Origin of the sequence: Providencia sp. 2023EL-00965 (assembly GCF_033550225.1) — a bacterium.
Classification (GTDB): domain Bacteria; phylum Pseudomonadota; class Gammaproteobacteria; order Enterobacterales; family Enterobacteriaceae; genus Providencia; species Providencia manganoxydans.
This window is the reverse complement of the sequence record NZ_JAWUEH010000004.1, coordinates 81,384-105,136: the sequence shown is the minus strand read 5'-3', so window position 1 is coordinate 105,136 and position 23,753 is coordinate 81,384. Positions and strand designations below refer to the sequence as shown.

23 protein-coding genes and 1 tRNA gene are annotated in these 23,753 nt (G+C 37.6%); 13 read left to right on the top strand and 11 right to left on the bottom strand.

Going from position 1 to position 23,753, the window contains the following annotated elements:
* Positions 1-434 precede the first annotated feature (434 nt).
* Entirely contained in the window at positions 435-605 is a 171-nt protein-coding gene (gene rmf / locus SC428_RS07210) for a ribosome modulation factor (RefSeq protein ID WP_070924870.1), read from the top strand.
* A gap of 141 nt (positions 606-746) precedes the next feature.
* Here rmf and fabA read toward each other — a convergent pair whose 3' ends face one another.
* The 3 genes from fabA to SC428_RS07195 form a co-directional block, all read right to left on the bottom strand.
* Complete coding sequence (gene fabA / locus SC428_RS07205; RefSeq protein WP_070924869.1) at positions 747-1,265, bottom strand: bifunctional 3-hydroxydecanoyl-ACP dehydratase/trans-2-decenoyl-ACP isomerase; 519 nt, start codon at positions 1,263-1,265, stop codon at positions 747-749.
* Between the two features lie 86 nt (positions 1,266-1,351).
* The gene (locus SC428_RS07200) at positions 1,352-3,088 is read right to left on the bottom strand and encodes an AAA family ATPase (RefSeq protein ID WP_070924868.1); all 1,737 of its coding nucleotides are present in this window, start codon (positions 3,086-3,088) and stop codon (positions 1,352-1,354) included.
* A 181-nt stretch (positions 3,089-3,269) separates the two neighbouring features.
* Positions 3,270-3,446 carry a GhoT/OrtT family toxin gene (locus SC428_RS07195; RefSeq protein ID WP_081335818.1) on the bottom strand — a complete coding sequence of 59 codons (177 nt, stop codon included), beginning with the start codon at positions 3,444-3,446 and terminating at the stop codon, positions 3,270-3,272.
* Positions 3,447-3,610: 164 nt separating this feature from the next.
* Between SC428_RS07195 and matP the strand changes: the two genes are divergently transcribed.
* Entirely contained in the window at positions 3,611-4,069 is a 459-nt protein-coding gene (matP, locus tag SC428_RS07190; RefSeq protein ID WP_070924867.1) for a macrodomain Ter protein MatP, read from the top strand.
* A gap of 302 nt (positions 4,070-4,371) precedes the next feature.
* On the opposite strand, the gene ompA is transcribed toward matP, so the two are convergent.
* Positions 4,372-5,445 carry a porin OmpA gene (ompA, locus tag SC428_RS07185; protein WP_140180691.1) on the bottom strand — a complete coding sequence of 358 codons (1,074 nt, stop codon included), beginning with the start codon at positions 5,443-5,445 and terminating at the stop codon, positions 4,372-4,374.
* A 355-nt stretch (positions 5,446-5,800) separates the two neighbouring features.
* Positions 5,801-6,322 (bottom strand): SOS-induced cell division inhibitor SulA, encoded by a 522-nt coding sequence (gene sulA, locus SC428_RS07180; RefSeq protein ID WP_070924865.1) that lies wholly within the window; start codon positions 6,320-6,322, stop codon positions 5,801-5,803.
* Positions 6,323-6,552: 230 nt separating this feature from the next.
* Here sulA and SC428_RS07175 point away from each other — a divergent pair, with 230 nt between their 5' ends.
* Positions 6,553-7,155 (top strand): TfoX/Sxy family DNA transformation protein, encoded by a 603-nt coding sequence (locus SC428_RS07175; protein WP_318706611.1) that lies wholly within the window; start codon positions 6,553-6,555, stop codon positions 7,153-7,155.
* A gap of 85 nt (positions 7,156-7,240) precedes the next feature.
* On the opposite strand, the gene yccS is transcribed toward SC428_RS07175, so the two are convergent.
* Positions 7,241-9,418 (bottom strand): YccS family putative transporter, encoded by a 2,178-nt coding sequence (gene yccS, locus SC428_RS07170; protein WP_318706609.1) that lies wholly within the window; start codon positions 9,416-9,418, stop codon positions 7,241-7,243.
* A gap of 122 nt (positions 9,419-9,540) precedes the next feature.
* On the opposite strand from yccS, the gene helD reads away from it, so the two are divergent.
* Positions 9,541-11,595 carry a DNA helicase IV gene (helD, locus tag SC428_RS07165; protein WP_140180687.1) on the top strand — a complete coding sequence of 685 codons (2,055 nt, stop codon included), beginning with the start codon at positions 9,541-9,543 and terminating at the stop codon, positions 11,593-11,595.
* A 38-nt stretch (positions 11,596-11,633) separates the two neighbouring features.
* Here helD and SC428_RS07160 read toward each other — a convergent pair whose 3' ends face one another.
* The gene (locus tag SC428_RS07160) at positions 11,634-12,092 is read right to left on the bottom strand and encodes a methylglyoxal synthase (RefSeq protein WP_070924861.1); all 459 of its coding nucleotides are present in this window, start codon (positions 12,090-12,092) and stop codon (positions 11,634-11,636) included.
* 100 nt (positions 12,093-12,192) lie between these two features.
* Here SC428_RS07160 and SC428_RS07155 point away from each other — a divergent pair, with 100 nt between their 5' ends.
* Positions 12,193-12,606 (top strand): CoA-binding protein, encoded by a 414-nt coding sequence (locus SC428_RS07155; RefSeq protein ID WP_140180685.1) that lies wholly within the window; start codon positions 12,193-12,195, stop codon positions 12,604-12,606.
* A gap of 54 nt (positions 12,607-12,660) precedes the next feature.
* On the opposite strand, the gene hspQ is transcribed toward SC428_RS07155, so the two are convergent.
* Positions 12,661-12,984 (bottom strand): heat shock protein HspQ, encoded by a 324-nt coding sequence (gene hspQ / locus SC428_RS07150; protein WP_175442433.1) that lies wholly within the window; start codon positions 12,982-12,984, stop codon positions 12,661-12,663.
* A 219-nt stretch (positions 12,985-13,203) separates the two neighbouring features.
* Here hspQ and SC428_RS07145 point away from each other — a divergent pair, with 219 nt between their 5' ends.
* Positions 13,204-13,485 (top strand): acylphosphatase, encoded by a 282-nt coding sequence (locus SC428_RS07145; RefSeq protein ID WP_070924859.1) that lies wholly within the window; start codon positions 13,204-13,206, stop codon positions 13,483-13,485.
* 11 nt (positions 13,486-13,496) lie between these two features.
* Here SC428_RS07145 and tusE read toward each other — a convergent pair whose 3' ends face one another.
* The gene (gene tusE / locus SC428_RS07140; protein WP_070924858.1) at positions 13,497-13,826 is read right to left on the bottom strand and encodes a sulfurtransferase TusE; all 330 of its coding nucleotides are present in this window, start codon (positions 13,824-13,826) and stop codon (positions 13,497-13,499) included.
* A gap of 182 nt (positions 13,827-14,008) precedes the next feature.
* Here tusE and SC428_RS07135 point away from each other — a divergent pair.
* From SC428_RS07135 to SC428_RS07110, 6 genes are all read left to right on the top strand, one after another.
* Positions 14,009-14,096, top strand: a tRNA-Ser gene (locus SC428_RS07135).
* Between the two features lie 302 nt (positions 14,097-14,398).
* The gene (locus SC428_RS07130; RefSeq protein ID WP_318706961.1) at positions 14,399-14,572 is read left to right on the top strand and encodes a hypothetical protein; all 174 of its coding nucleotides are present in this window, start codon (positions 14,399-14,401) and stop codon (positions 14,570-14,572) included.
* 112 nt (positions 14,573-14,684) lie between these two features.
* On the top strand, positions 14,685-15,269 hold the full coding sequence (locus tag SC428_RS07125) for a YcxB family protein (protein WP_140180681.1): 585 nt from the start codon (positions 14,685-14,687) through the stop codon (positions 15,267-15,269).
* 1,504 nt (positions 15,270-16,773) lie between these two features.
* Complete coding sequence (locus SC428_RS07120; RefSeq protein WP_070924855.1) at positions 16,774-17,805, top strand: methyltransferase; 1,032 nt, start codon at positions 16,774-16,776, stop codon at positions 17,803-17,805.
* Positions 17,806-17,933: 128 nt separating this feature from the next.
* Positions 17,934-18,665: an SDR family oxidoreductase gene (locus tag SC428_RS07115; RefSeq protein ID WP_070924854.1), complete on the top strand. Its 732-nt coding sequence runs from the start codon at positions 17,934-17,936 to the stop codon at positions 18,663-18,665.
* A gap of 138 nt (positions 18,666-18,803) precedes the next feature.
* Positions 18,804-20,480 (top strand): alpha-keto acid decarboxylase family protein, encoded by a 1,677-nt coding sequence (locus SC428_RS07110; RefSeq protein ID WP_318706601.1) that lies wholly within the window; start codon positions 18,804-18,806, stop codon positions 20,478-20,480.
* A gap of 205 nt (positions 20,481-20,685) precedes the next feature.
* Here SC428_RS07110 and SC428_RS07105 read toward each other — a convergent pair whose 3' ends face one another.
* Positions 20,686-21,579: a hypothetical protein gene (locus SC428_RS07105; protein ID WP_318706599.1), complete on the bottom strand. Its 894-nt coding sequence runs from the start codon at positions 21,577-21,579 to the stop codon at positions 20,686-20,688.
* A 564-nt stretch (positions 21,580-22,143) separates the two neighbouring features.
* Between SC428_RS07105 and SC428_RS07100 the strand changes: the two genes are divergently transcribed.
* Positions 22,144-22,683: a hypothetical protein gene (locus SC428_RS07100; protein WP_318706597.1), complete on the top strand. Its 540-nt coding sequence runs from the start codon at positions 22,144-22,146 to the stop codon at positions 22,681-22,683.
* A gap of 71 nt (positions 22,684-22,754) precedes the next feature.
* Here SC428_RS07100 and SC428_RS07095 read toward each other — a convergent pair whose 3' ends face one another.
* A complete protein-coding gene (locus SC428_RS07095; RefSeq protein ID WP_318706595.1) occupies positions 22,755-23,642 on the bottom strand; it encodes a PhzF family phenazine biosynthesis protein in 888 nt (295 codons plus the stop codon).
* Positions 23,643-23,753: the final 111 nt, after the last annotated feature.

The window sequence follows — 23,753 nt, the reverse complement described above, 5'->3', positions numbered from 1 at the left end:
CCTCAACGAAAAATGCTGTAACTTGAAGTATGACGAATATAGATAAATACACCTCATGTTTTTATTTAACTGAGGTGTATTTTTTTGTCTGATTATTCAACAGGTAACTACTCATATATGAATCTTTTTACAAAAAAATAAAAATTATATTATTAATATCATATAGTTGTCTTTTTTTGAAAGCTTGAGTCACATTTATAACATTTATGACGTTTATATGAAATTCTTTACTTGATTTTCTCGTCGCCCAGCGTTATTTCTATAGTGTACCTAAATGAAATGATCCCCAACAAAACTTCGAGTGCCATTAGCGGTAAGCGAAGCTATCTATAGGACATCAGTAAGGTAACTAAGCATAATTTAACTGCTAGCTCGAAGTCTCAGGGGCATAGGTGCTGTTTTCTTTTCCATTTAATCGATGAGGGAAGTAAGGCATGAAAAGACAGAAACGAGACCGTTTAGAAAGAGCATTATCAAGAGGTTATCAAGCAGGTATTGCAGGACGTTCAAAAGAGTTGTGTCCATATCAAGCAGTGGATGCACGTTCGCATTGGTTGGGAGGTTGGCGTAAAGCCATGGAGGACAGGGCAATTCTTTCTGCATAGTCTTTTTTGAGAGTGCAGAACAACTATACTAACCTGTTAGAAAATCCGATTTAAAAACGGTTTTTTTAATCCCCTTAAACAATTTTTAAACCTCCGCAAAGGCGGAGGTTTTGGCATTGGGCGCTTAATTTGAGTATGAGATTAAAACGCGCTGGTGTCTTTAAATAAGCCAACCTTTAAATCATTAGCGACGTAAATAACTTTACCATCAACTAACACTTCACCATCGGCAAGACCCATAATCAACTTACGATTAATTACTCGTTTAAAATTAATGCGATAAGTGACTTTTTTAGCAGTTGGAAGAACTTGACCTGTGAATTTAACTTCACCTACACCAAGTGCACGGCCTTTGCCTTCACCACCAAGCCAGCCTAGATAGAAGCCAACTAACTGCCACATAGCATCAAGACCTAAGCAACCCGGCATGACAGGGTCATTAACAAAGTGACAGCCAAAGAACCACAAGTCTGGATTGATATCCAGCTCAGCTTCAACATAACCTTTATTAAAGGTGCCGCCATCTTCAGTCATTGTAATGATGCGATCCATCATCAACATATTGCCAGAGGGTAATGGAGGACCATTTTCACCAAATAATTCGCCTCGTCCGGAAGCTTCTAAGTCAGTTTTTGTGTAGGAACTTCGTTTATCAACCATGTTCTTCTGATAGCCTTAATTATGAGTAAGGATACAGGATAGCTTACACTTGTACGCTGAACAACTCCGATCTGATATTTTTTTCTTCAGCCGAGCCATTTTAGGAACCAAGGTAGTTTTGGCTTTTCTGGCGAATTTGCTTGGTTTATACGTTCTTGAATTAGAGCTAACAAGTGTACGTTGTCGCCTTCAACTTGTTGCTCAAAATAAGGCTGTCGGGTGAGTAAGGTAATCGCTTGAGCAACATGTTCAACAGGCCAAATATGAAATTGACCTTCTTTAACCGAATTCGTCACAGCTTCATTGGTACACAGATGGCGAACATTTGCCATTGGGATGATCACCCCTTGATTTCCCGTTAGCCCACGTTTAGCACAAATATCATAAAAACCCTCGATCTTCTCATTAACGCCACCAATAGGTTGGACATAACCGAACTGATCAACGGCACCGGTCACCGCAATTTGTTGATCGATAGGCTGAAGTGCTAGTGCACTAATGAGAGCACATAGCTCAGCGAGTGAAGCGCTATCACCATCTACCTCACCATATGATTGCTCAAAAACAATTGACGCTGAGAATGGCTGAGGTTGCTCTAATTTTAGCTCATAATTTAAATAGGCTTGCATGATCATCATGCCTTTAGCATGAATATTTCCACCGAGTTCAGCTTTGCGTTCAACATCAATGAATTCACCATCACCTAAATGAGCAACACAGGTGATACGTGAAGGCTCACCTAATGCTTCTGGATAACCCGGATACTGTAAAACAGATAATCCGTTGATTTGGCCTATGACCTCGCCTTCTGTTTTGATGAAAACTTGCTCTTGTAAGATATCATCTTGAGAGCGTTCAGAAAGGAAACTATGACGCCACAAACGGTTTTCTACGGCTTGAGTAAATGCCTCATGACCCATGATATTATCTGTCTGATAATGGGAGGCATCCGTTAATCTACGTGTTATCCAATGAGTGTCTAAGGGTAAATTAAATTTATCTTCACAAAACCGAGTGGCTTGGTGAATAAGTGCAGGCCAACCATCAGCACTAATCTCAGGAAGCTGATTTGTGACAATAATTGATTTGATGTAACGCATCCATAGCGTCAATTGTTCTTCATCATCAAAGAACATGACAGGCTCATATTCACCGTAAAGAGCGTTATCAAACAGATTTGAATGCGTATATTCAAACTCTTCGAGTTCGAGTCTATCACCAACAATGATCAATTTTAGATCAAGTGGCTGTGGCTCAATCTCTATTGGAAGAGGTTGAGTATCCGAAAATGGTAGCCATTCAAGTTGGCGACTAGCAACCATGCTTTGTAATCTCTGCCACATTAGAGGTTGAGAGACTAGCGCCGCCGCCGACAAAATTAATACACCACCATTAACATGGTGTAATAGGCCTGGAATGAGTTGTCTTGATGGGGTAACGTAGCCAAACAATTGCTCAGGTTCGATCCAATGACGGTAAGCGATACTTGTACGGCTTGAAAAGCGTCCATTAAGATCAGAGCACCATTTAAATGTTTGCTCGTTATCGGTAAGCTGATAGTCACCATTAATTGGCGAAAAATGTGTCAGTAAAGGGCTGATTGCTTCGGCAAATGTCTGTAGATAACCTTCACTTTCATCGGACTTGATAAACATAAATCGAGTCCTTGCGTTTTCTTTAATAAAACGCGCAATACTGTCAAACAGTCTTGGTTGGATTTCTGACAAAGTCGTGGGTGTCAGGGTATCTGAAGAGACAAAATTAGCCTGATACGGCGTTAAGTCGGGGGTTAGGCCTTGCCATGTTAGTTCTTGACTGATCACTATAATTTTTCTGCTATTAATATGATTATAAGTAAAATGCCTGTCGGTGAGCAGGGCGCGTGTGCCTGAATCCTGTTTGGATATTTTACATTGTTTTCAGGTCAATTTGTTACCCATTGGGCAAGGTTGCTATATTAGCGTTTGAAAGGCAATCTTGCAGCAATAATTGTCGAATAATCGGTTAGAATAAAGAAAATAACAGTACGACGGGAAATGACATTGGCCACGTTAAACCAATAAGTAGTGCACTGAGTAGTCTCATAAAAATATTAGGATCTTTTGTCAGGAGTAGTGTTACAAGCGCAGAGCATACACCGCCTATCCCGTATACTAGGAGTATGCATTCGAATGTGGACATGCTTAATTTATTAAATTGTTAACAGATGACGGCGGATTGTACACTATTTTGTGCTTAGTTGTTATCTTCTTTGTGGATAGTAAGTTGAATATTGTGGTTTGATTGTGCACTCTATTCTAAAATTGCTAATATAGAATTAGGATTGATATTCGTCGGGAAAATATATGAAATATCAGCAGCTTGAAAATCTGGAATGTGGCTGGAAATGGGAATATCTGGTCAAAAAATCTAGAAATGGTGAAACAATCACCCGCTATATCGAAAGAAGTGCGGAAGAAGAAGCCATCAGTTCACTACTGAAAATGGAAAACCAGCCCACGGATGTTCTAAAGTGGATTTCATTGCATATGGATCCGCAATTAGATAATCGGATGAAACAAAGCATTCGAGCTAGACGGAAACGCCACTTTAACGCAGAGCAACAACATACTAGAAAGAAATCAATCGATCTCAATTTTTCAGTATGGCAGCGTTTATCTAACCTTGCCGTAAAACGTAATAAAACACTATCTGAGACGATCATCCAGTTGATCGAAGATGCTGAACATAAAGATAAGTACGAAAGCCAGATGAGTTCGTTAAAACAAGACCTTCAAGCGATCTTAGGAAATAGTAAACAATAATTATTCAGATCATGATGGTGTGTTGCAACGATCGTCAATGATCAGTGTGGCTTTTTATTCTATTATTGCTTCCTCCACTTTCTAATGAAGGGGTAGTATCTATACCTACCATACTTCAATTGTCGAATTTTTCGTATAGCCACTACGTGAATTTGCCCCCGCCATATAGTTTTCAATATAACGAGTGATTGATTGGATTTTTGTCTAGACGAACTGGTATATATTGAATCGTAGGGACAAAAAAAACCCCATCGAAATGGGGTTTCTGATATTCAGTCTGAAATTCAAACTAGGGCTAAGAATTAAGCACCTGGTTGAGTTACAACTTCAGTTGTACCTTGAATTTCGATTTCAACGCGACGGTCTGGAGCCAGACACTCGATCAGAGCTGCACGGCCTTTAACGTCGTCACATTTGTTACCAGTTACTGGATCTTCTTTACCACGACCTTCAGCAGCGATTGCACTTGCTGGAACGCCTTTAGATACCAGGTAATCAACTACTGACTGAGCACGTTTTTGTGACAGTGGCAGGTTGTAGTTTTGTGAACCGATACGGTCTGTGAAACCAACTACCAGTACGCGACCTTGAGTTGGGTCGATGCTGCTCAGTTCGTTATACAGTTCGTTCAGCGCTTGCTGACCTTCTGGTTTCAGAGTTGCTTTGTTGAAGTTGAACAGAACGTCTGAACGCAGAGTGAAACGCTTGTTCTCAACAACTGGAGCTGGTTCAACAACTGGAGCTGGCTCAACAACTGGAGCTGCTTCTTGGTTGAAACGGTATGCTAGACCAACGCTCAGCATGCCATTGTCAGGACGTACGCCTAGGTTGTCTTTATCACCGATGTTGCTAACCCATTGGTAATCTAAACGAGTTGCCCAGTTTGGAGTGATTGCATATTCAACACCCAGTGCGTATACAGGAGAAACGCCAGTGTCGTTCTCTTTGTATTTAGGTTCGTTAGCTTGGTTAGCTTTAACGTCTGTACGCCAAACCATACCACCTAAACGAGTGTAAACGTCTAAGTCATCCATTACTGGATAGCTCAGTTTGGTAGTCAGAGACACACCCATAGATTTCAGGTCGCCGCTGTTACCAGCACCTTTGTATTTCATTTTACCAAACCAGTCATAACCAAGCTCAAAGCCCATGTACTGGTTGTATTGGTAACCTGCGTATGCACCAGCACCGAAAGTATCACGATCAGTGCTGTTACCTACAGAGTCAGTACGGTCAACTGGTGTGAATTTGGTATCTTCATAGTGAGACCAACCCAGTTTAGCACCTGTATACCAAGTGTTGTCTTTTGGAGCTGCCTGCGCAACAGTTGCGAAAGCTGCTACTGCCACTGCTACTGCGATAGCTGTCTTTTTCATTTTCTACGCCTCGTTATCATCCAATATAGGCATGGCTTCAATGAGCCTTATTATTCGCCATTGGTTTAAAATACTTGCTAGGTTTCGCTGACATTATCTACAAAAATTTATAAAAAGTAAAAAATAATGCCATAACCTTAACAAGCTAAAGTCTACAACGAACTTAAAAAGATACAAGTAGAGGCAGCAAAAATCGTTATAAAAAAACTTTTTTTAGCGGATAAATCAGAGAGATAACCGTAATCACATTCTGAGTTGATTATAATCTATCCCTTTGATCTCAATTATTTTTTCGGCGATTTCCTAGACTGATTTATCCAAATGTCAAATTTACTAAGAATATTCTTAATCTTGGCTAGTGATAATAGTTAGAGTGAATTTTTAGGTTATTTTGCTGTCCAGAATGGATACCCGCGATATTATGTGTTTTTTGTGGGCGCATAATAAAACCAATAGAATGACCTTCTTGCGCTGCATTTTGTAATCGACAAAAATCCTGCTCACTTAATTCTGGAAGCCAACCTAACACTACACTGTAATTACCACTTCTCAGTGCTTTTTCCATTGCCTCAATAGTTGTGATTGAAGCCATATTATTTAACTGCATGATTTTATTAGTAGGCAAACCAGATTGCTCTAGCCAATGACGGCTCAGCTTTTTATTCGGGCTTAACCAAAGCAACCAACGTGACTGTATACCGAACTGGCGCAACATAGGCAGTAAAATACAATCCATAATAGGATGTTTTTCATCATAGATGAGTTCACTCACCATACCTTGCTGTAGCGCATTACCCGTTTGGGTTATTGAAGGCATTGTTTGAGCATAGTGGTTTACAGAATGTTCAGTTATTTTATTCCAAGAATAGATAGCCATAATTCACCTCGCCAACAAAACTGTATGCATGTACAGTAACTGTATATTTATCCAATATCAAGCCTATTTTTTCAAAGCGCTTCGCAAGTTTGTTGTTTTTATCTGCAATATTCTTGGAGTTTTTGGTGGGTTCTCTCAAAATATCTATTTGCTAATTGTCTGTTAAATTTAGATATTTATAGTTACAACAAGGATCAAGATGGATGAATACTCATAAGGAGTTTGGGTGTATGTCTTTAATGGAAAAAAATGATTATTGGTTAGATCAACTATTAAAACGTTTTGGGGAAATTAAACGGAAGAATCATTTTGGCGGTGATTGCCTCATTATTGATAACGCAATAATTGGTCTTATATTAGAAGGATGGTTTTATTTAAGGGGATGTTTGTTCGCGAGAAGTTACTTTGAATCTATTAACTTAGAACGTTTGATTTTCAGTAAAAAGGGTATCCCACTTGAGTTACGTTACTATCGTGTTTCAGAGCAAATTTGGCACAACGAAGAACTGTTAATGCACTGCATTGACTTAGCTTATCGTTCCGCGCTTGAGGAGAAGAAGATAAAGCTATCAATGGTAACAAGGATCAAAGATCTCCCTAATATGAATATGTCGGTTGAAAGAGCGCTCGGTAAGATAGGTATCCATAAAGCGGAGGATTTACGTGAAATAGGGGCTAAGGCTTGTTTTCTAAAATTAAAACAATTTGGGCGTTTTCCTCCAAGTATTAAATTATTAATTGGATTGGCTGGGGCGATAGAAGGTTACCATAGTGCTGTTTTACCAACACCAATTAAACAAGAGCTAATTAACTGGTACAACAGCGTAGGGTGATTTTAATCGGTATTGAAAGAGTGGGGGGCCAAAATCATCATATAAGGCAATTTTGGCTCCCGCTCATCAGTTTTATTTCTATGCGTTATGCCGTATTGGTTTCACTTGAAGAACTAAGAGGCGTATTAATCTGTTTAATCATGGATTTAATTTCAGGTATGAGTTCAAGCAATAATCTTGTTTGCTCCATAATTAATCCAGTTTTTTCATCGTCACTCGCAGTAATATTGTCAATTCGGTGAGTAATGCTTTCACGTAAGCATTCCGACTTTTCTTCTGAATGGACATCTAATGTGGCGATTTGCAGTGATGTTTCAACATAACAGATTGCATCACTTAAAATAGCAAGATTTTCTTCATTGTGTATTTGTTCTCGGTGAGCACCAAATGCGGAAATATAACTCAGCAAAGTATGATTAAGGCATAAAAGCCTAAAAGCTTGTTCCTGAGTTACTTTGTAGGATTTAGGGTCGGTTGCCATGTTAGAAACGACAGAGGCAAACTCTGCATCATTGTTATGTGCATCGCGGCGCGCAACACGGTATTCAAGGCTATTATCTTTACCTTGATAGTATTGTTGTAAGATGGCATCTAAGTAGCGACAGTTGCTATCCATGGTTTTTTGTACCACTTGCGGTAATTGGCGAAATTTCCAATCAGGCCAAATAAAGCTCACCGCCAAAAATGCGATAAAGCAACCTATTAAAGTATCGATAATGCGAGGAAGCGCGACGTCAAACCCTTCACCTAATAAGTTAAAGCAAAAGAGGACTAGTAAGGTAATAAACAGTGTGGCTTGTGCATACTGACTACTGCGGAAAACAAAGAACAGTAATCCTGAGATCACGATTAGTGTCAGTTGCCCTTCCATTGAAGGGATAAAGTTTAACAGCGGTAGCCCAACGAGGATCCCAATAATGGTTCCTATAATACGTAAAGCTAGGCGTCGTTTGGTGGCGTTATAATTGGGTTGACAAACGAATAGGCTAGTTAAGAGGATCCAGTAACCTCTTTCCAAGTCAAACAATTGAATAATAGCATAACCGGTACATAGCAGTAGTGACATCCTGACTGCATGGCGAAATAGTGCTGATTTAGGGGTTAAATGATGCTTAAAACGCGCCACAATATCACTGAAGCCAGATAGTGATTCATCTGATAGTTGTTCAAGCTGTTTTGTATTTTGTTGTCGTGAACTCTGTTCAAGGCTAAGCCCTCTCAACTGTACATCAATTCCTTTTAAATTCTTGAGTAGGTTATAAAGGGCTTTTACCTCATGAAAATCAGGTGATTGTTGTTTTAAGAGCTGAAGTGAGTTTTCAAGATAGCTAAAAGTGCCTTCGAAGCGCGGGTTATGTTGATAAGGTTTACGCCACAAGACTGATTGTGCGACTTGTTGGCAGGCCCTTGCTTGCATGGTCAGTAAGCGCTGAAAACGAAATAGAATATCACTATGGCGCAATGTGCGACTCAATTGCTGATATTGAATATGGGATGAGCTGGCTCGCTCGTGAATATCTTGTGCAACAAAGTAATATTGTAATGTAGTACGTGTCCCTTTTTGTCCTCTATCGCCTTTTAATCGACTGAGAAGCGCTATTTTAGCTTGATTCATGGTGTTGACTAACGCGCTATTAACAATAGCTAAATCATAGATAGATTGTTGATAACCATCTTCTAAGTCTGGGTCGAATAAATTTGCTTTGGCATCTAGGTAGGCTGCGAGCTGTTGATAGCATTGAGTAATTGCATCTTGTAACGGGCGAACAGGAAAGAGAATATGACCAATTAAAGTCAGTAAATTATACCAAACTGCACCCGTTAGTAGCAAAACAGGTTGTTGATACCAAGTATCGAAGATGGGAACACCCAACATGGTATAAATAGCAATCAATAAAGCACCAAAGGCAATGGTCGCATAGCGTTGCCCCAATGCACCTAGCAATATAAAGCCACAAGTTGAAAGTGCTAACCCAAAAAAGAACAAAATTGGGTGAGGAAAAAGTAGCTCAATTGAAACGGATGCGATAAAAAAGCATAACAGGGTAATGACAAGGTTTTTTAAACGGCCAGTTAGTCTATCATCTAAGTCAGTGAGTGCCGCGGCAACCATACCTAACGTGAGTGGTATAGTGACTTTAGGATCTTGACCTAATAACCAAGGGAACAGTGTCGTCCCTGTCAGGGCAATCAATATTCGGATATAATATAAAGCATGGCTGTTATATAAAACACGACGATAACTGGTAAGCAGCGTTAACACAAAGTACCTCAGAGGCAAACATTCCCTAGTCTATATAGGATAGCCTGTTTGCAAGTAATAAAAAACCGTCTGAAATCAAGCAGCCATCATTTTCATTATTGGATAATTCAGGTGCAAGGTGTATGGAACTGAAATCAACACAGATTGGGCAGCGCCTGGCTCAGCATCCCTATAATCGGGTACGCTTATTAAATGCAGGCATTGAGGTAAGTGGTGAAAAACATCAGTATCTCATCCCTTTTAACCAATTAATTGATATTCGCTGCAAAAGAGGGATTGTTTGGGGAGAGTTGGAATTTGAATTGGCGGACGAGCAAGTTGTCCGCTTACATGGAACGGAGTGGAAGCAAACACAGCGTTTTTATCATTATTTAAATGATAAATGGCAGCTATGGAGCCATGAAATGAGCGAAATTAGTGCTCAAGTGCTTGCAACGCTCGCAAACTCTATTCAACAACAAATACAACAAGATAAATGGTTCAGTCTACGTGAATTAGCATCATTTCGTCACAATATTACCCAACAGTTTTCATCCCTTCCTTTACCGTTGGCTCGCGTAAGCCAATTTGAAAACTGCTCTGCCGCTTATCAGTATTGCTTACAATGGCTGAATAACGGTGAAAGTTGTCGCCAACGTACTAATGAACAGTGGTGCGATTCAATACTGTCACGCTACAGTGAATTTTTCGAACATGTTGAAACATCGCCACTTAACGCTAGCCAAGCACTCTCCGTTATTAACGGTGAAGATAATGTTTTAGTCCTTGCAGGCGCAGGAAGTGGGAAGACGTCAGTACTTGTCGCAAGGGCTGGGTGGTTGCTTTTAAGAGGGCTAGCAAAAGCAGATCAAATATTATTACTTGCATTTGGTCGTAAAGCCGCACAAGAAATGAACGAACGTATTCAACAACGTTTACATCAAGATGATATAGAAGCAAAAACCTTTCATGCGTTAGCACTACATATTATCCGTGAAGGTAGCAATAAATCGCCGGTGATCAGTGAACTAGAAACGGATACACAAAAACGAGGGGAGCTATTGCTTAACGAGTGGCGTGAGCAGTGCGCGAGTAAAAAAGCACAAGCAAAAGGCTGGCGTGAATGGTTGACCGAAGAGCTACAATGGGATGTGCCAGAAGGTGAATTTTGGCATGATGAAAAAATCAGTAAAAAAGTTGTTAGCCGCTTAGAACGTTGGTTAGGCTTAATGCGTATGCATGGCGGTAGCCAAAAAGAGATGATCGAATCCGCTGATGAGCAGTATAAAGATCGCTTTCAAAAGCGTATACGATTGATGTCTCCATTATTAAAAGCATGGAAAAACGCCTTAAAAATTGAAGGTGCCATTGATTTTTCAGGATTAATTCATCAAGCAATTAATTTACTTGAAAAAGGTCGCTTTATTAGTCCATGGAAACATATTTTAGTCGATGAATTTCAAGATATTTCGCCATTAAGAGCTAAATTATTACAAGCGTTGCGTCAGCAAAATAAACAAACCGCACTATTTGCCGTCGGCGACGATTGGCAAGCCATCTATCGTTTCAGTGGCGCTGAGCTGGATCTCACGACATCTTTTGAACACAATTTTGGCGAAGGGGCTCAATGTGCTTTAGATACCACCTATCGTTTTAATGAAAGGATAGGGGAAATTGCCAATAGCTTTATTTTGCAGAATCCTACTCAGCTAGATAAACCTTTAAATAGCTTAGTAAAAGGGAACAAAAAGTCAGTTATTTTATTATATGAAAATGCACTAGAGCGCTTATTAGATAAAATGAGTGGCTACGTCACGGATGATGAAACTATCTTATGTTTGGCTCGTTATCATTACTTACGACCTGACATTTTAAATAAAGCAAAAACACGTTGGCCAAAACTCAACATTGAATTTATGACAATTCATGCATCTAAAGGTAAGCAAGCTGACCATGTGATCATTTGTGGGCTCAATCAAGGTAAAGATGGGTTCCCTGCTGCGCCTAGAGAATCCGTGATGGAGCAGGTATTGTTACCTAAGCATGAAGAGTTTGAGCACGCAGAAGAACGACGGCTTTTGTATGTGGCAATGACGCGTGCAAAACAGCAAGTATGGTTACTTTATAACCCTGATGAACCTTCAGACTTTGTCGAAATACTGAGGCAACTAGGCGTTCCTAGACAGAAAAAGCCATAGTGATATGGTGCCGAACAGATGAGTCGGCACCTCAATTTTTATTTTGTACGTTCTTGTAGATAGTGGTGGTAGTCAGGGATCACAATATCTATTTCACCCTTAAAGTAAGGGGAGGTGATGATAAAATCTGCCGTTGCAGCATTAGTCGCTACAGGAATATTCCAAACCGTTGCCAAGCGTAATAAGGCTTTAACGTCGGGATCATGAGGAACGGCGTTTAACGGATCCCAAAAGAAGATTAGCACATCAATTTTTTGTTCAGCAATCATAGCGCCAATTTGTTGGTCACCACCCATTGGACCGCTTAGCATACCTGTTACATTCAGCCCAGTGTGATGGGTAAGCAATTTAGCGGTGGTACCCGTTCCAAATAGTTGATGTGGCTTAAGTTGTTCACTATTTTTTGTTGCCCAAGCGAGTAGTGAAGACTTACAGTGGTCATGGGCAACAAGAGCTATGTTCTTAGGGGTTTTTATTGTACGAGTGGTTGATTCCATGATGTTCCCTTAAAATTAGCGTGGCTCAATCGAGCCACTATGCGGCATCAGATATATCATATTGTGAGTTAATAGTTTACTGATTTTGGGAGATATTTTGATGGCTAGTCAAGAAATTGCAGAAATATTACGTAGCGTTAACACGATTGCACTGGTTGGGGCCAGCGATAAAAAAGATCGGCCAAGTTATGAAGTGATGGAATATTTATTGGAGCAGGGTTATACCGTGATCCCTGTTAGTCCTAAATTGGCAGGTCAAACTTTATTAGGGCAAACAGTGTACGCTAAATTAAGTGAGATTCCACAACCTATTGATATGGTAGATGTGTTTCGTAATGCTGAAGCAGCGGTAGGAGTCGCCCATGAAGCGGTAGAAGCGAGAGCGAAAGTTCTGTGGTTACAAAAAGGGGTTGTTAGCGAAGAAGCTCAACAGATAGCACTTGATGCGGGTATGCAATGTGTTATGGATAGGTGCCCAAAACAAGAGATCCCAGCGTTAGGGTTAGAAAAATAACCAATACGCAGTAAAGCAGCGATATTGCTGCTTTACTGTAAGTTTGATAATCAGTTAGTTACGTAGGCGTGGTGCTTGTAATTGTGAGCGAATGGATTCTGCCAATTCGTCCATAGAGGGTTGCTCTGGATGGTCATCAGCGGCTTCATATGTAATTTGGGCTTCTGCCAAATAGGTATGAATTGCATCGCCGTTATCATCCTCCATTACAACATGATACCAAGGCAGATCACGTAATGCGCTATTTGCTGCAATATCGTCGTCATCGTGTGGTTGTTCGAGCGAGTATTCTGCATCAACATCCACGACAACACCTAGGTAGCCGAGTAGTTTATGCCTAACTTGTTGCCCTATACCATATTTACTGGTGATCATCATAGCCACCTCCTAAAAGCCTTGCTTATGCTATAACTCTATATTTGGGCAGTGTTCCGCGTTTTCAAGCCAATGTATGGACAAATACTCATAACGCAATACACTGTCTTATATGTAACATGAAAAGCAGTGCCTCAGTCTCAGATTATCTGTTCGGTGAAAAAAACACAACAGTAATAAATAGCACATTAATAATTAGAGTACTGATAATGGGGGATAAAAATGACAGCAACAGGTGGACGTTTATTTTATATCTATGGTCGCGTTCAAGGTGTAGGCTTTCGTTACCAAACCTATCATTGGGCAAATCAAAACGGCATTAAAGGCTATGTATGTAATCGCGATGATGGAAGTGTTACTTTGGCCATTAATGGCTCAGAGCAAGACATTAGTTTTGTCGAAGAATGGCTAAATGCAGGTGGCCCCCCAGGCGCAAAAATTGACCATTATTTCAGCGAAAATTGGCAAACAGATAAAATAGCGGATTTTTCAGTCCGCTATTAACTGCTGTACAATTAGATACATTTTACGGGTTTAGGGAGTCCCGCGAGCTTAGTTGCTTGCTTAGCTGGGCCTTTAGGGAATAGTCGATATAAATAGCGGCTATTTCCTTTTTCCTCTCCAAATTGTTGAGAGACAGCTTTCACTAACATGCGGATTGCGGGGGAAGTATTAAACTCCAAATAAAAGGCACGAACAAAGCGAACGATTTCAAGGTGTTCTTCTGTCAGAGTAATGTTTTCTTGCTCTGCAAGTAGAGGGATAAGCGCTTCGCTCCATTGTTGGCTATCAATAAGATAGCCCTGAGAATCAGTCTCAATTTCTTGACCGTTAAAAAGCAACATACACATTTCAACCTAAACAAAAATAGACTGCAAATTTAGCAAAAAATAGTCAATAACCCAAGCAACCCGTTAGATATGTTGATAATTTAGTCCATCAACACACTAAGCGCCTATTTTTATAGCAATTGACATGATAAGGGGTTTACATCCAACGCTCAGATGTTTATAGTGCACGTCATTGCGGAGGGGTGGCCGAGCGGCTGAAGGCAGCGGTCTTGAAAACCGCCGATGGGAAACCATCCGAGAGTTCGAATCTCTCCTCCTCCGCCATCTTCACTTCTAGTAACGTCTTCCAAAGTCTTCCAATCCCAAGTAAATCAAGCATTCTCGCGAAATCTCACTTCACCGAAGTTTACTAACGTCTTCCTTAACCTGTATAAATTGTTGTATAGCTTTTCGTATAGAAATTCTCCCTACAATTTTCCTATATAATATTAGTGAGTTATGAAGCTAATAGATATGGTGTACCAAGCGTGCTAAGCCAAAACAAAAATCCTACACGCTGGTGGATGGTAATGGGCTATCTTTATTAGTTGAAATTAGCGACTCCAAAGGCTGGAATCAAGGAAGCCATGATTGCTGAGGTTAAAAAGAAAGGTTTAGATATCCGAGAGAGCCACATTAAACAGGGATTACGGTCATACATTAGCCGCAAGGCTTATTTGAACGTCCTTACTTTGGTTGGCAATCGGTTTGATATGAACGAGCAATCTAACGGAGAGGTTACACCAAACAACAAGCTATAGCAGAACAAAAGCTGGCGGAATGGAACAATAAATAATAAATTGCGTTTAAACATCCAGATTCATTGTTGATTCTGGTACTTACTTTTTATGATTAATTAAGGGATTAATATTGATGAAGAGCCGTTATCAAATTCAGTTTTCAGCATCGAGATTAGAAGCAGAGAAAATACGAAAATTAATAAAACAGCCAGCAACTGCCATTATAGATAAAGAAAAAATGCCATACAGATTATTCACTAAGCTATGGAATTTATTTTCTATAGCATCGATTGTGCTGGGCGGCGCATTGTTAATAATTGGTTATGAGGCTTATTCGAAGTTGGATGAGTTTTCAGGTCTTAAAAATATAGGTTTTTTGTGTTTTTGTGGCTTATTAATTTCTTTGATATGTTTGTATATTACATTTCGCATAGAGCAAGGTTACATAAGAAAAAATGAGGAAAAAGAACAAAGTAATCCCGATAGATTAGTCAAGGTTAAAATTAACAGGAAATATATAGACAGTATTACGAAAGAGACTCTAGTCAGAATGTTTTGGTCGAATATAGAAGAGTGCTATATCGAGGAAGAGTACATGTTTATTTTTGCTTTTGGTGGTGAAGGAACCGTTATCCCTGCAAGAGTTCTATCAGAGGGGGAGTTTAAAGAGCTACATCAGTTCGTAATGGAGCAAATAGCGAGTCATAAATCTAAATAAAAATATCGCCAATGCATAAGCCGAGGGGGGGCATATAGCTAGTTTTCTACACGTTAGCTATTAACTTCCTCTTTCAACGTTTTTATCCTTTATTACATTGGACTGGCACTGGTGATACTGTCATCGTAGCATATCAGAGTTGTTCAAAATAGCTAAAAGCTTTGATTAACTCACTTTCATTTTTTGGTTTATTCAAGTCTACACCTGTTGCTTTTATTGTGATTTTAAATAGCTCCTCTCGTGTTATACCAAGCCTAGCCGAAACATGATTAGCACAGCTTCTAGCATGGGATGCTCTTTGATTTAAAGGTAATTTAGAATTGAGGACTTTTGACCGCGAGCTATTGTGTGACATACATTAACCCCAATAATTTTAGCATGAAGTATTGTAGCATGTAGCATTAAGAAGCTCTAAATCAAGGGGCGCCATTGATAAGGTATTTACTCGATAATACAAATAAGTACTCTGAAAATACTAATGAGTTACTGTAAAGAAAATAAAAAAGCGACGAGTACGTAGCCTTGAAGATTCATTTTTTATCAAAAATAACGCCTTATAATGATAAGTTATTAATCAAGCTAATGTTAGATTTCAATTAATCTTTTATTATTAATGCTATGGTTGTTATATCGCTCTATTTTTATCTACTAATGAGAGTATCCTATTTTTTCTCATAGTATTTTTTGTTATAAGTGTTTCTGGTACTATTTTATAGGCATTAAATTTATCAGTAAATTAAAAATGATGTTAAAAGGTGTGAGTCATGATGGTAGCTTAAAAAGAATAAACCAGTCTCCATTGTCTTAATATGATTTGTTTTTAAAATATTTATTATTATTTCTAATAAAACGAATTAATTAATCATCTCAGTTTTTTTCACCAAGCTAATTCTTGTAATAAATCCTAAATTACTAATCTTTCTAAATATTAACCCTATTTAGAGTTTCGTGGGTAAATTAATTAACTTTAAGTCATAAACTATAACCTCATTTTTATAGTTTATAGATAAAACTATTATCAATACAAACAATGCCAATTTGTTATTATTGTTATGGTTAATTTTTAAATTTATTAAAAACATGAGATTGAAAGAGGTTTAAATAAGGGTTTGTTTCTCTAGTTAATTGTTTTTAAATGATTAAATTTATTTCTGTAAATTAATTTCCATTACCTTGACTTTATATGAAAATAAACCAGAATGAATAATACCCATATATGAATATGTGAATGTTAAATATATTCATGATGATTATTCTCTAGATGAATTTATTTCAATAAGATTTGTTTCACTGTGTTATTTTTTATGTTAAAGGTGAGTGTGAATGAACGATGAGTCTAATCCATCAGTTTCTTTATTGGGAGTAATAAAAATGACACTTTGTAAGGGATATTAATTTCTTTTTTAAATTTTAATTTATCTCAATGAAAATAAACGTAAACACGCATCTTTTACCGTACATTAAGTTCATCTAATTATTTTTTAGTACTAAGAGGAACAGTTACATGTTAAATAATGATACTTACATATCTAAAAATGAAAGCGCGGCGGTTTATTTATTAGAACAAGCAATGGGATTTACGTTTCAAGCATCATTGAGAGTGGCTGCACTTTTAGATATCGCTGATAAGTTAAAAAATGGCGCTAAAACAATTGATGAGCTTGCAAAAGAAGCTGATGTTAATCCTAAACAACTTTTCAGAGTGATGAGAATGTTGGCTGCTAAGGATATTTTTGCACAAACAAGTGATGGTAAATTTGAGTTAACCCCCGCCGCTGAATTTCTTCGGACCGATCAATTTCATTCATTACACGACGCTGTTCTTATGCTGACAGATAAAACATTTTGGGAACCATTAGGTAATTTAATTCATAGTTTACGTAGTGATATTCCTTTTAGAGATATGTTTGGGGAGTCTTTTTATGAATATTGGGCAGACAAAAAAAATTATGAAAATGGCTATAGTTTTCACACTGGGATGTCTTCAATGTCTACAGTTGAAAATTATTTTCTAACTCAGCGGTATGACTTTCCTGATAATTCGACAGTTGTCGATATTGCTGGAGGGATGGGCGGATTACTATTAACGGTTCTACAAAGCAATAAGACTCTACATGGCATATTATTCGATCAACCTGAAATTCTAAAAAAACATCGGCTTGATGACTTAGGTGATTCTACAAGATGGAGAATTCAAGCGGGGAACTTTTTTGAATCATGCCCTGAAGCCGATTTCTATCTATTAAAATATATCACTATGGATTGGCCAACGGATAAAGCACAAAAAATATTACAAAGTTGCCGTAATGCGATGCATGACAACTCTAAATTACTTATTTTAGAGCCTGTTATTCCAACTGGTAATCACTGGCATGGCGGTAATTTAATAGACCTATTACTCTTAGCAAGTTTTGATGGTGGGCAGACTCGTAGTGAAGCAGAATTGAAAGCATTACTTGATAGTGCAGACTTAAAACTTAATCGAATAATTGATACAGGTTGTTATGTGTCGATTGTCGAGGCAATTCCTAAATAAAAATCCAAATAAATCTGCAAAATATATATAGGTAGAAATTGTAATACAATCTTACTGATATATATGCTTGGTTAATATATAACGAGCAGTAATAATCATTTACTGCTTAAATAATTAGGAGATGCAAGATGGGAGCGATTGCAGGTAAAGTTATTATAATTACGGGAGCAAGTAGTGGTATTGGTGCATCTACGGCTCTTTATCTTTCAAGTAAAAAAGCAATAGTTGTGTTAGCAGCACGCCGAGAGGAGCTTCTAGAAAAGTTGGCACAAGCTTGTGTTGGAAAAACTCTTGTTGTGCCGACTGATGTGACTAAATATAGCGATGTTAAAAATTTAGTAAATACAACACTTTCTCAATTTGGGAAAATTGATGTGTTAATTAATAATGCCGGCTTAATGGCTATTTCTCCTCTAAACCTTAGTAAAGTGGATGAGTGGGAAAAAATGATTGATATTAATATTAAGGGACCTTTATATGGGATTGCCGAAGTGCTTCCTATATTTGAAAGACAAAAAAGTGGTCATTTTATTAATATATCTTCCGTGGCGGGGGTAAAAGTATTTAGTCCAGGAGGAACTGTATATAGTGGAACAAAATTTGCTCTTCGCGCTATATCGGAAGGTCTACGAAGTGAAGTTGGCAAAAATATTAGGACTACAACAATTTGTCCCGGTGTTGTCGATTCCGAATTAAAATTTGGCAGTAGTGATCCTACAAGCTTACAATCAATAATTGATTTTTATAAGCAAGCTATCCCACCTGATTCTATTGCACGAGCTATTGCTTATGCTATTGAGCAACCGGCAGATGTAGATATTAATGAGATTATATTACGCCCCACGCAACAAGAATTTTAACTTTATTATAAATAATCTTTTAGTTGTATTAATGGAGTCTGATTTAATAGGCAGGCCTATTAAAAAATATCAGGTAATTGTCGGATAGTTGAAATCGATTTTATATCTCATTGTACTCTCATTTTAGTAGGTATGATAATGAAGAAGAGTTATACTGTAGCAGATTATCTTTTAGATCGACTTGCTCAAATAGGCATTCATCACTTATTTGGTGTTCCGGGCGATTACAATTTGCAGTTCCTTGATCATGTTATCAGTCATCCTAAAATTGATTGGATTGGTTGTGCAAATGAACTTAATGCATCTTATGCTGCTGACGGCTATGCTCGTTGTAAGCCTGCATCTGCGATGTTAACCACATTTGGTGTCGGAGAATTAAGTGCAATCAATGGAATTGCGGGAGCTTATGCAGAATATCTTCCTATTATTCACATAATTGGCGCTCCAGTATTACAATTCCAGCGAGATGGATTATTGTTACATCATTCCCTTGGTGATGGTGATTTCGAACATTTTTCTCGTATGGCAAAAGAAGTCAGTGTTGCCCAAGCTTGCCTAACGCCAAGTAATGCAGAATCAGAAATAGATAGATTAATTACGATTGCTTTGAGTGAGCATCGTCCTGTACATTTGGTCATTCCTTGCGATGTAGCGATATTACCGCTCGTGTCTAAACCAGCGCCGTTGGTATTACCAACAAGCGTTTTATCAAACACATCGCTAAAAATGTTTATTGAATCCGCACGTAAAAAACTCACAGGTACAAAAAAAGTATCAGTGCTTGCGGGCTGTCTTGCTGAACGACTTAATGTACAACCATTGTTACAGCAGTGGATGGATGAAGTGGCACTTCCTCATTCAGCTTTGCTTTTCGGTAAAGGTGTATTCAATGAAAATCATTCTAATTATGCGGGAACTTATATAGGAGCAGCAAGCGAAGCTGAAATAAAAAATTTAATAGAAAACGTTGATGTCACAATTAATATCGGGGTGTTATTTATTGATACAGCAACTGCGGGTTTTAGTCATAAATTACCAACTGAAAACTGTATTAGTATTCACCCTAATGAAGCTAGAGTGGGGCATCAAGTCTTTACACAAATACCTATGGAAGATGCAATTAAAGCTCTTCATCAATTGACATTATCCCTTGCACAACAATGGCCATTACCAATAATTAATCCGCCGTCGTTGTCGCCTCCGTTGTCTCAGACCAGTAAATCCAAATTGGATCAGCGTTCTTTTTGGCATGAAATTCAAAAATTTATTCGGCCAAATGATATATTATTTACCGATCAAGGCACTTCATGTTTCGGTGCGGCAGAACTCATATTACCCGAAAATTGTAAATTTGTGATCCAATCTTTGTGGGCATCTGTTGGTTTTTCCTTAGCAGCTACTTTTGGAGCTCAACTTGCTGAACCTAATCGTCGAGTCATATTGTTAATTGGTGATGGAGCGGCACAATTTACAGTGCAAGAACTAGGAACTATGTTGAGAAATGGATTAAAGCCAATAATATTTTTAATGAATAATCAAGGTTATACTGTTGAACGTGCAATTCATGGTCCTGAACAGGTATACAATGATATTACCGCATGGGACTGGACACTATTATTTAAAGCATTCGCGAATCAATATCCTGCATTCGTACGACGTATAACGGAGACAGAACAATTGAAATGTGCTTTAGAGGAGGTGACTAATTGTAATCAACTCGCTTTTATTGAAGTGATTTTACCTAAAATGGATACTCCGAAAATATTAAATGATATTTCTATTGCCTTAAAAAACAATATGGTGGAGCAGAGATAGATTATTGTTAATATGTAGGCCTTGTATATTAGTTTATTGATGTTAATGTTTATTTAACAGAATAGGTATGATTAACTTTGGTTTATCTTTTGTTAAAACTTCAATGATTATTTTAAATGTTATAGTCAAATAATACCGCCAAATAAAGGCGGTATTTGATGAGCAATATGTCGTGAAATTTATAGTACTATGATATTTTAGGTATTTAATTAATTCCCACAATAAAAGTTACACCATGAGCATTATCGCTAGATAGATATCCGACTCCAGCTTTTATCTTAAATTCTGTATTATTAATGTTTATAGGCGTTTCTAATGCTAATGATGTATTATTTATAAACCCAAATGACAAATCTCTATAGCTATTACCATAAAAACCGCCAATATCGTTAGAGACGATGATGTCAAAAGGTTTTCCTTTAATATCAAAGGCATTTGTCATAGTGTATTCACCACCTGCGGACCAAATGCCTATATTATTGCTTATTTTTATATTGCTTTTATTGCCGATGCTTTCCATGAACATATAGGCAATACTTGTATGAAGACTAATATTATCTCCATTGCTTAAAGTGTTTTTATTTACTATCCCTATTTTCGGGGTTATATGTAAAGTGTTTATATCCCAATCTAAGAGTTTAGCTTCACGAAGCCCCGCTTTTACATCATCTTCACCGTAGAATGATGACTTGTTTTGCATATTTGAATAGCCAAGCTCAAGTTCACCTTCTAAACTATAGTTTTTATTTATGCTGTATGTTAATTGTGGAGATGTAGTCAGATTTAAGATATCCCAACGGGAACGAAGGCTATTTGATGAATCAATATCTATGACTTCTGATTTTACTTTAAGATAATTTCCTCGTATTTGAATATTGAAAGCGTAATCGCCATCAGTATAAATATTTTTGAAGGTATAGGGTAATGAATACTTACTGTAATCAAGGCCGTCTGAGTATAATGTTGAAGCGCTAATGTCATTTGTTGAAGACAAAGCAATAAGTTTAGCGTAACCCGCTGTTAAAGCTTTATCACTGAGCGCGTCTGGTGAAAACAAGGCAACAAAAGGAGAAAAGTAAGTCAATAGAAAGCGTTTCATTGTAGTATCAGTATGAGCTAATTTTTGATTATTAGACTCGATATTATAATCTTTTACAGTTGAAATTATATAATAAGTATCAGAGTAAATATGTTTTTAACACCTGCTTAAGTGGAATTATAAGTTTTACTGTCTATTTTGTAAGGTGAGACTATTAAAACCAATAGGGCTTGTTGTTAGTGTGTTTCACTTAAGTTGCTAAAAAGAAAAATAATTGTTATTGACTGTTATCTGTTTTTTGGTGTGTGTCAGCAGACAAGTGTACATGAGACTGTCGATTAATTAGTAAATTTATTAATAATAATATTCTTGATTCAAACGTTTAAATTAGTTTGTTTATAGAAATTAATACATCGTTAATTAGCTTTAACATGATTTTTTAACTAAATTAGTTCTGTTTTTATATATTGATTTAATATTATATTATCATAATTAAATATTACGGTTGTTTTTTTTAGTCTTAAATAATTAAAGAACAAAAAATGCTAGAACAATTTTTTATTTGGGATTATCTTATGTTGATAAGTAATCTCAAGTTATTTTTATTTAAAATTAGGAGGCTTTATGCCATTACCAGAGCGTTTAAAACCAATAAAAATTAACCGTTCAATTATGAAGGATAAGCTTGATTTACTCGAGAAAATTACGATTAAGATTGACAGTGGTGCTAAAGAAGATAATACAGAACTTAATCTGATGATGAAAAACTGGAATACTCAAACAGCTAAAATTTATGAGTTTTCAGATTTTCGTGATTATAACTCATGGACAAGCGCTAAAGAGTTTACAAAGATGGCATTTAATCAAACTAAATATATAGACGACCTTACCTATGAGGAATTGATCGCTATTATTGAGTTTATATGTAACGCGGAAGGGAATGAATCTGAACAATCGTACGCTCTTGATTTACTTGAGATGAATTTTGATGCTAATCCGTCAGATTTAATATATTGGCCTAATGAGTGGTTTAATGACGAAGATGTCGATGATTTATCATTTGAAGAGGTTGCCGCTTATCTTATGCATAGGTCTCAACGGATATTGCCAGATTCACCTAAAATCATATTAAGATATCCTATCCCTGAAAAAATTGATGGCTAATGATTATTAAACGGTGAATTACGACATTTCACCGTTAATCTTTATATTTGCTGTGTTGTTTTTAGAAGCTTTCAAAGCTTGATTGTTTTTATGCCAATCATAGTCGCCTGTCCACCCACTCTAACACGACTAATTTCATTTTCTTTCGTATCTATGATGACTTGGATTAAAGAGGAACAGGTCATAGCTCGACCCTGTTCAAATTGAAAATGTGTTTCTTTGGGGAAAACATTTTTAACGAGGTAACATCCTAAAGCGCCACTAGCGCTACCAGTTGCAGACTCTTCATCTATACCGTATAGCGGTGCAAAGTTTCGACAATGTGCGGTGATGGATGGAGCATCGCTTAATTCAAATACATGAAAACCGATAGTATTAAACTCACGGCTTAGCTTTGCGAGTGCCTTAAAATTAGGTTGTAGTGTATCCAATTGGCCTGTTTGTATTGGGACGATAATATCAGGTAACCCCGTTGAGATAATGCTTACAGGTAAATTAGTTTCTGTAATGACATTTGGGTGCACTCCGAAAGCCGCCGCAACATCCTTTATATCAGGTCCTTGCCGCATAATAGGTAAGGTTTGTTCCATGACGATATTATTAGGTGTAATGACGACATTAAGAATACCTGCTTTCGTTTTTTGCTTGTAATTACCTGAGTTAAGTAAATTGAGTGAGTTTAGAGTAAAGAAAACAGCTAAAGTTGCGTGTCCACAAAAATCGACTTCGCCTTCAGAGGTAAAAAACTCTACGTTGAAATCGGTATCTTCGCCTGAATAAACAAATGCGGTTTCAGAGAAACTAACTTGACGAGCGATCGCTGTTTTTTGTTCAACACTTAGTTTAGGTGGATAAAGAACAACTCCTGCGGGATTACCTCCGGAATTATTGAGGGTGAATGAGTTGACAAGATGAACTTTGATTTCATTTTCAGCTAAGTGTGTTAGCGCATTTGGCATCGTTTGTTCTCATATTATGCCTCGATATTGTTTAATGCATATGCAAGGCCGATTGTGGGTGATAGAACAGAATATTTCATCGTTCGGATGATTACTAAAGCCTTTCTATCA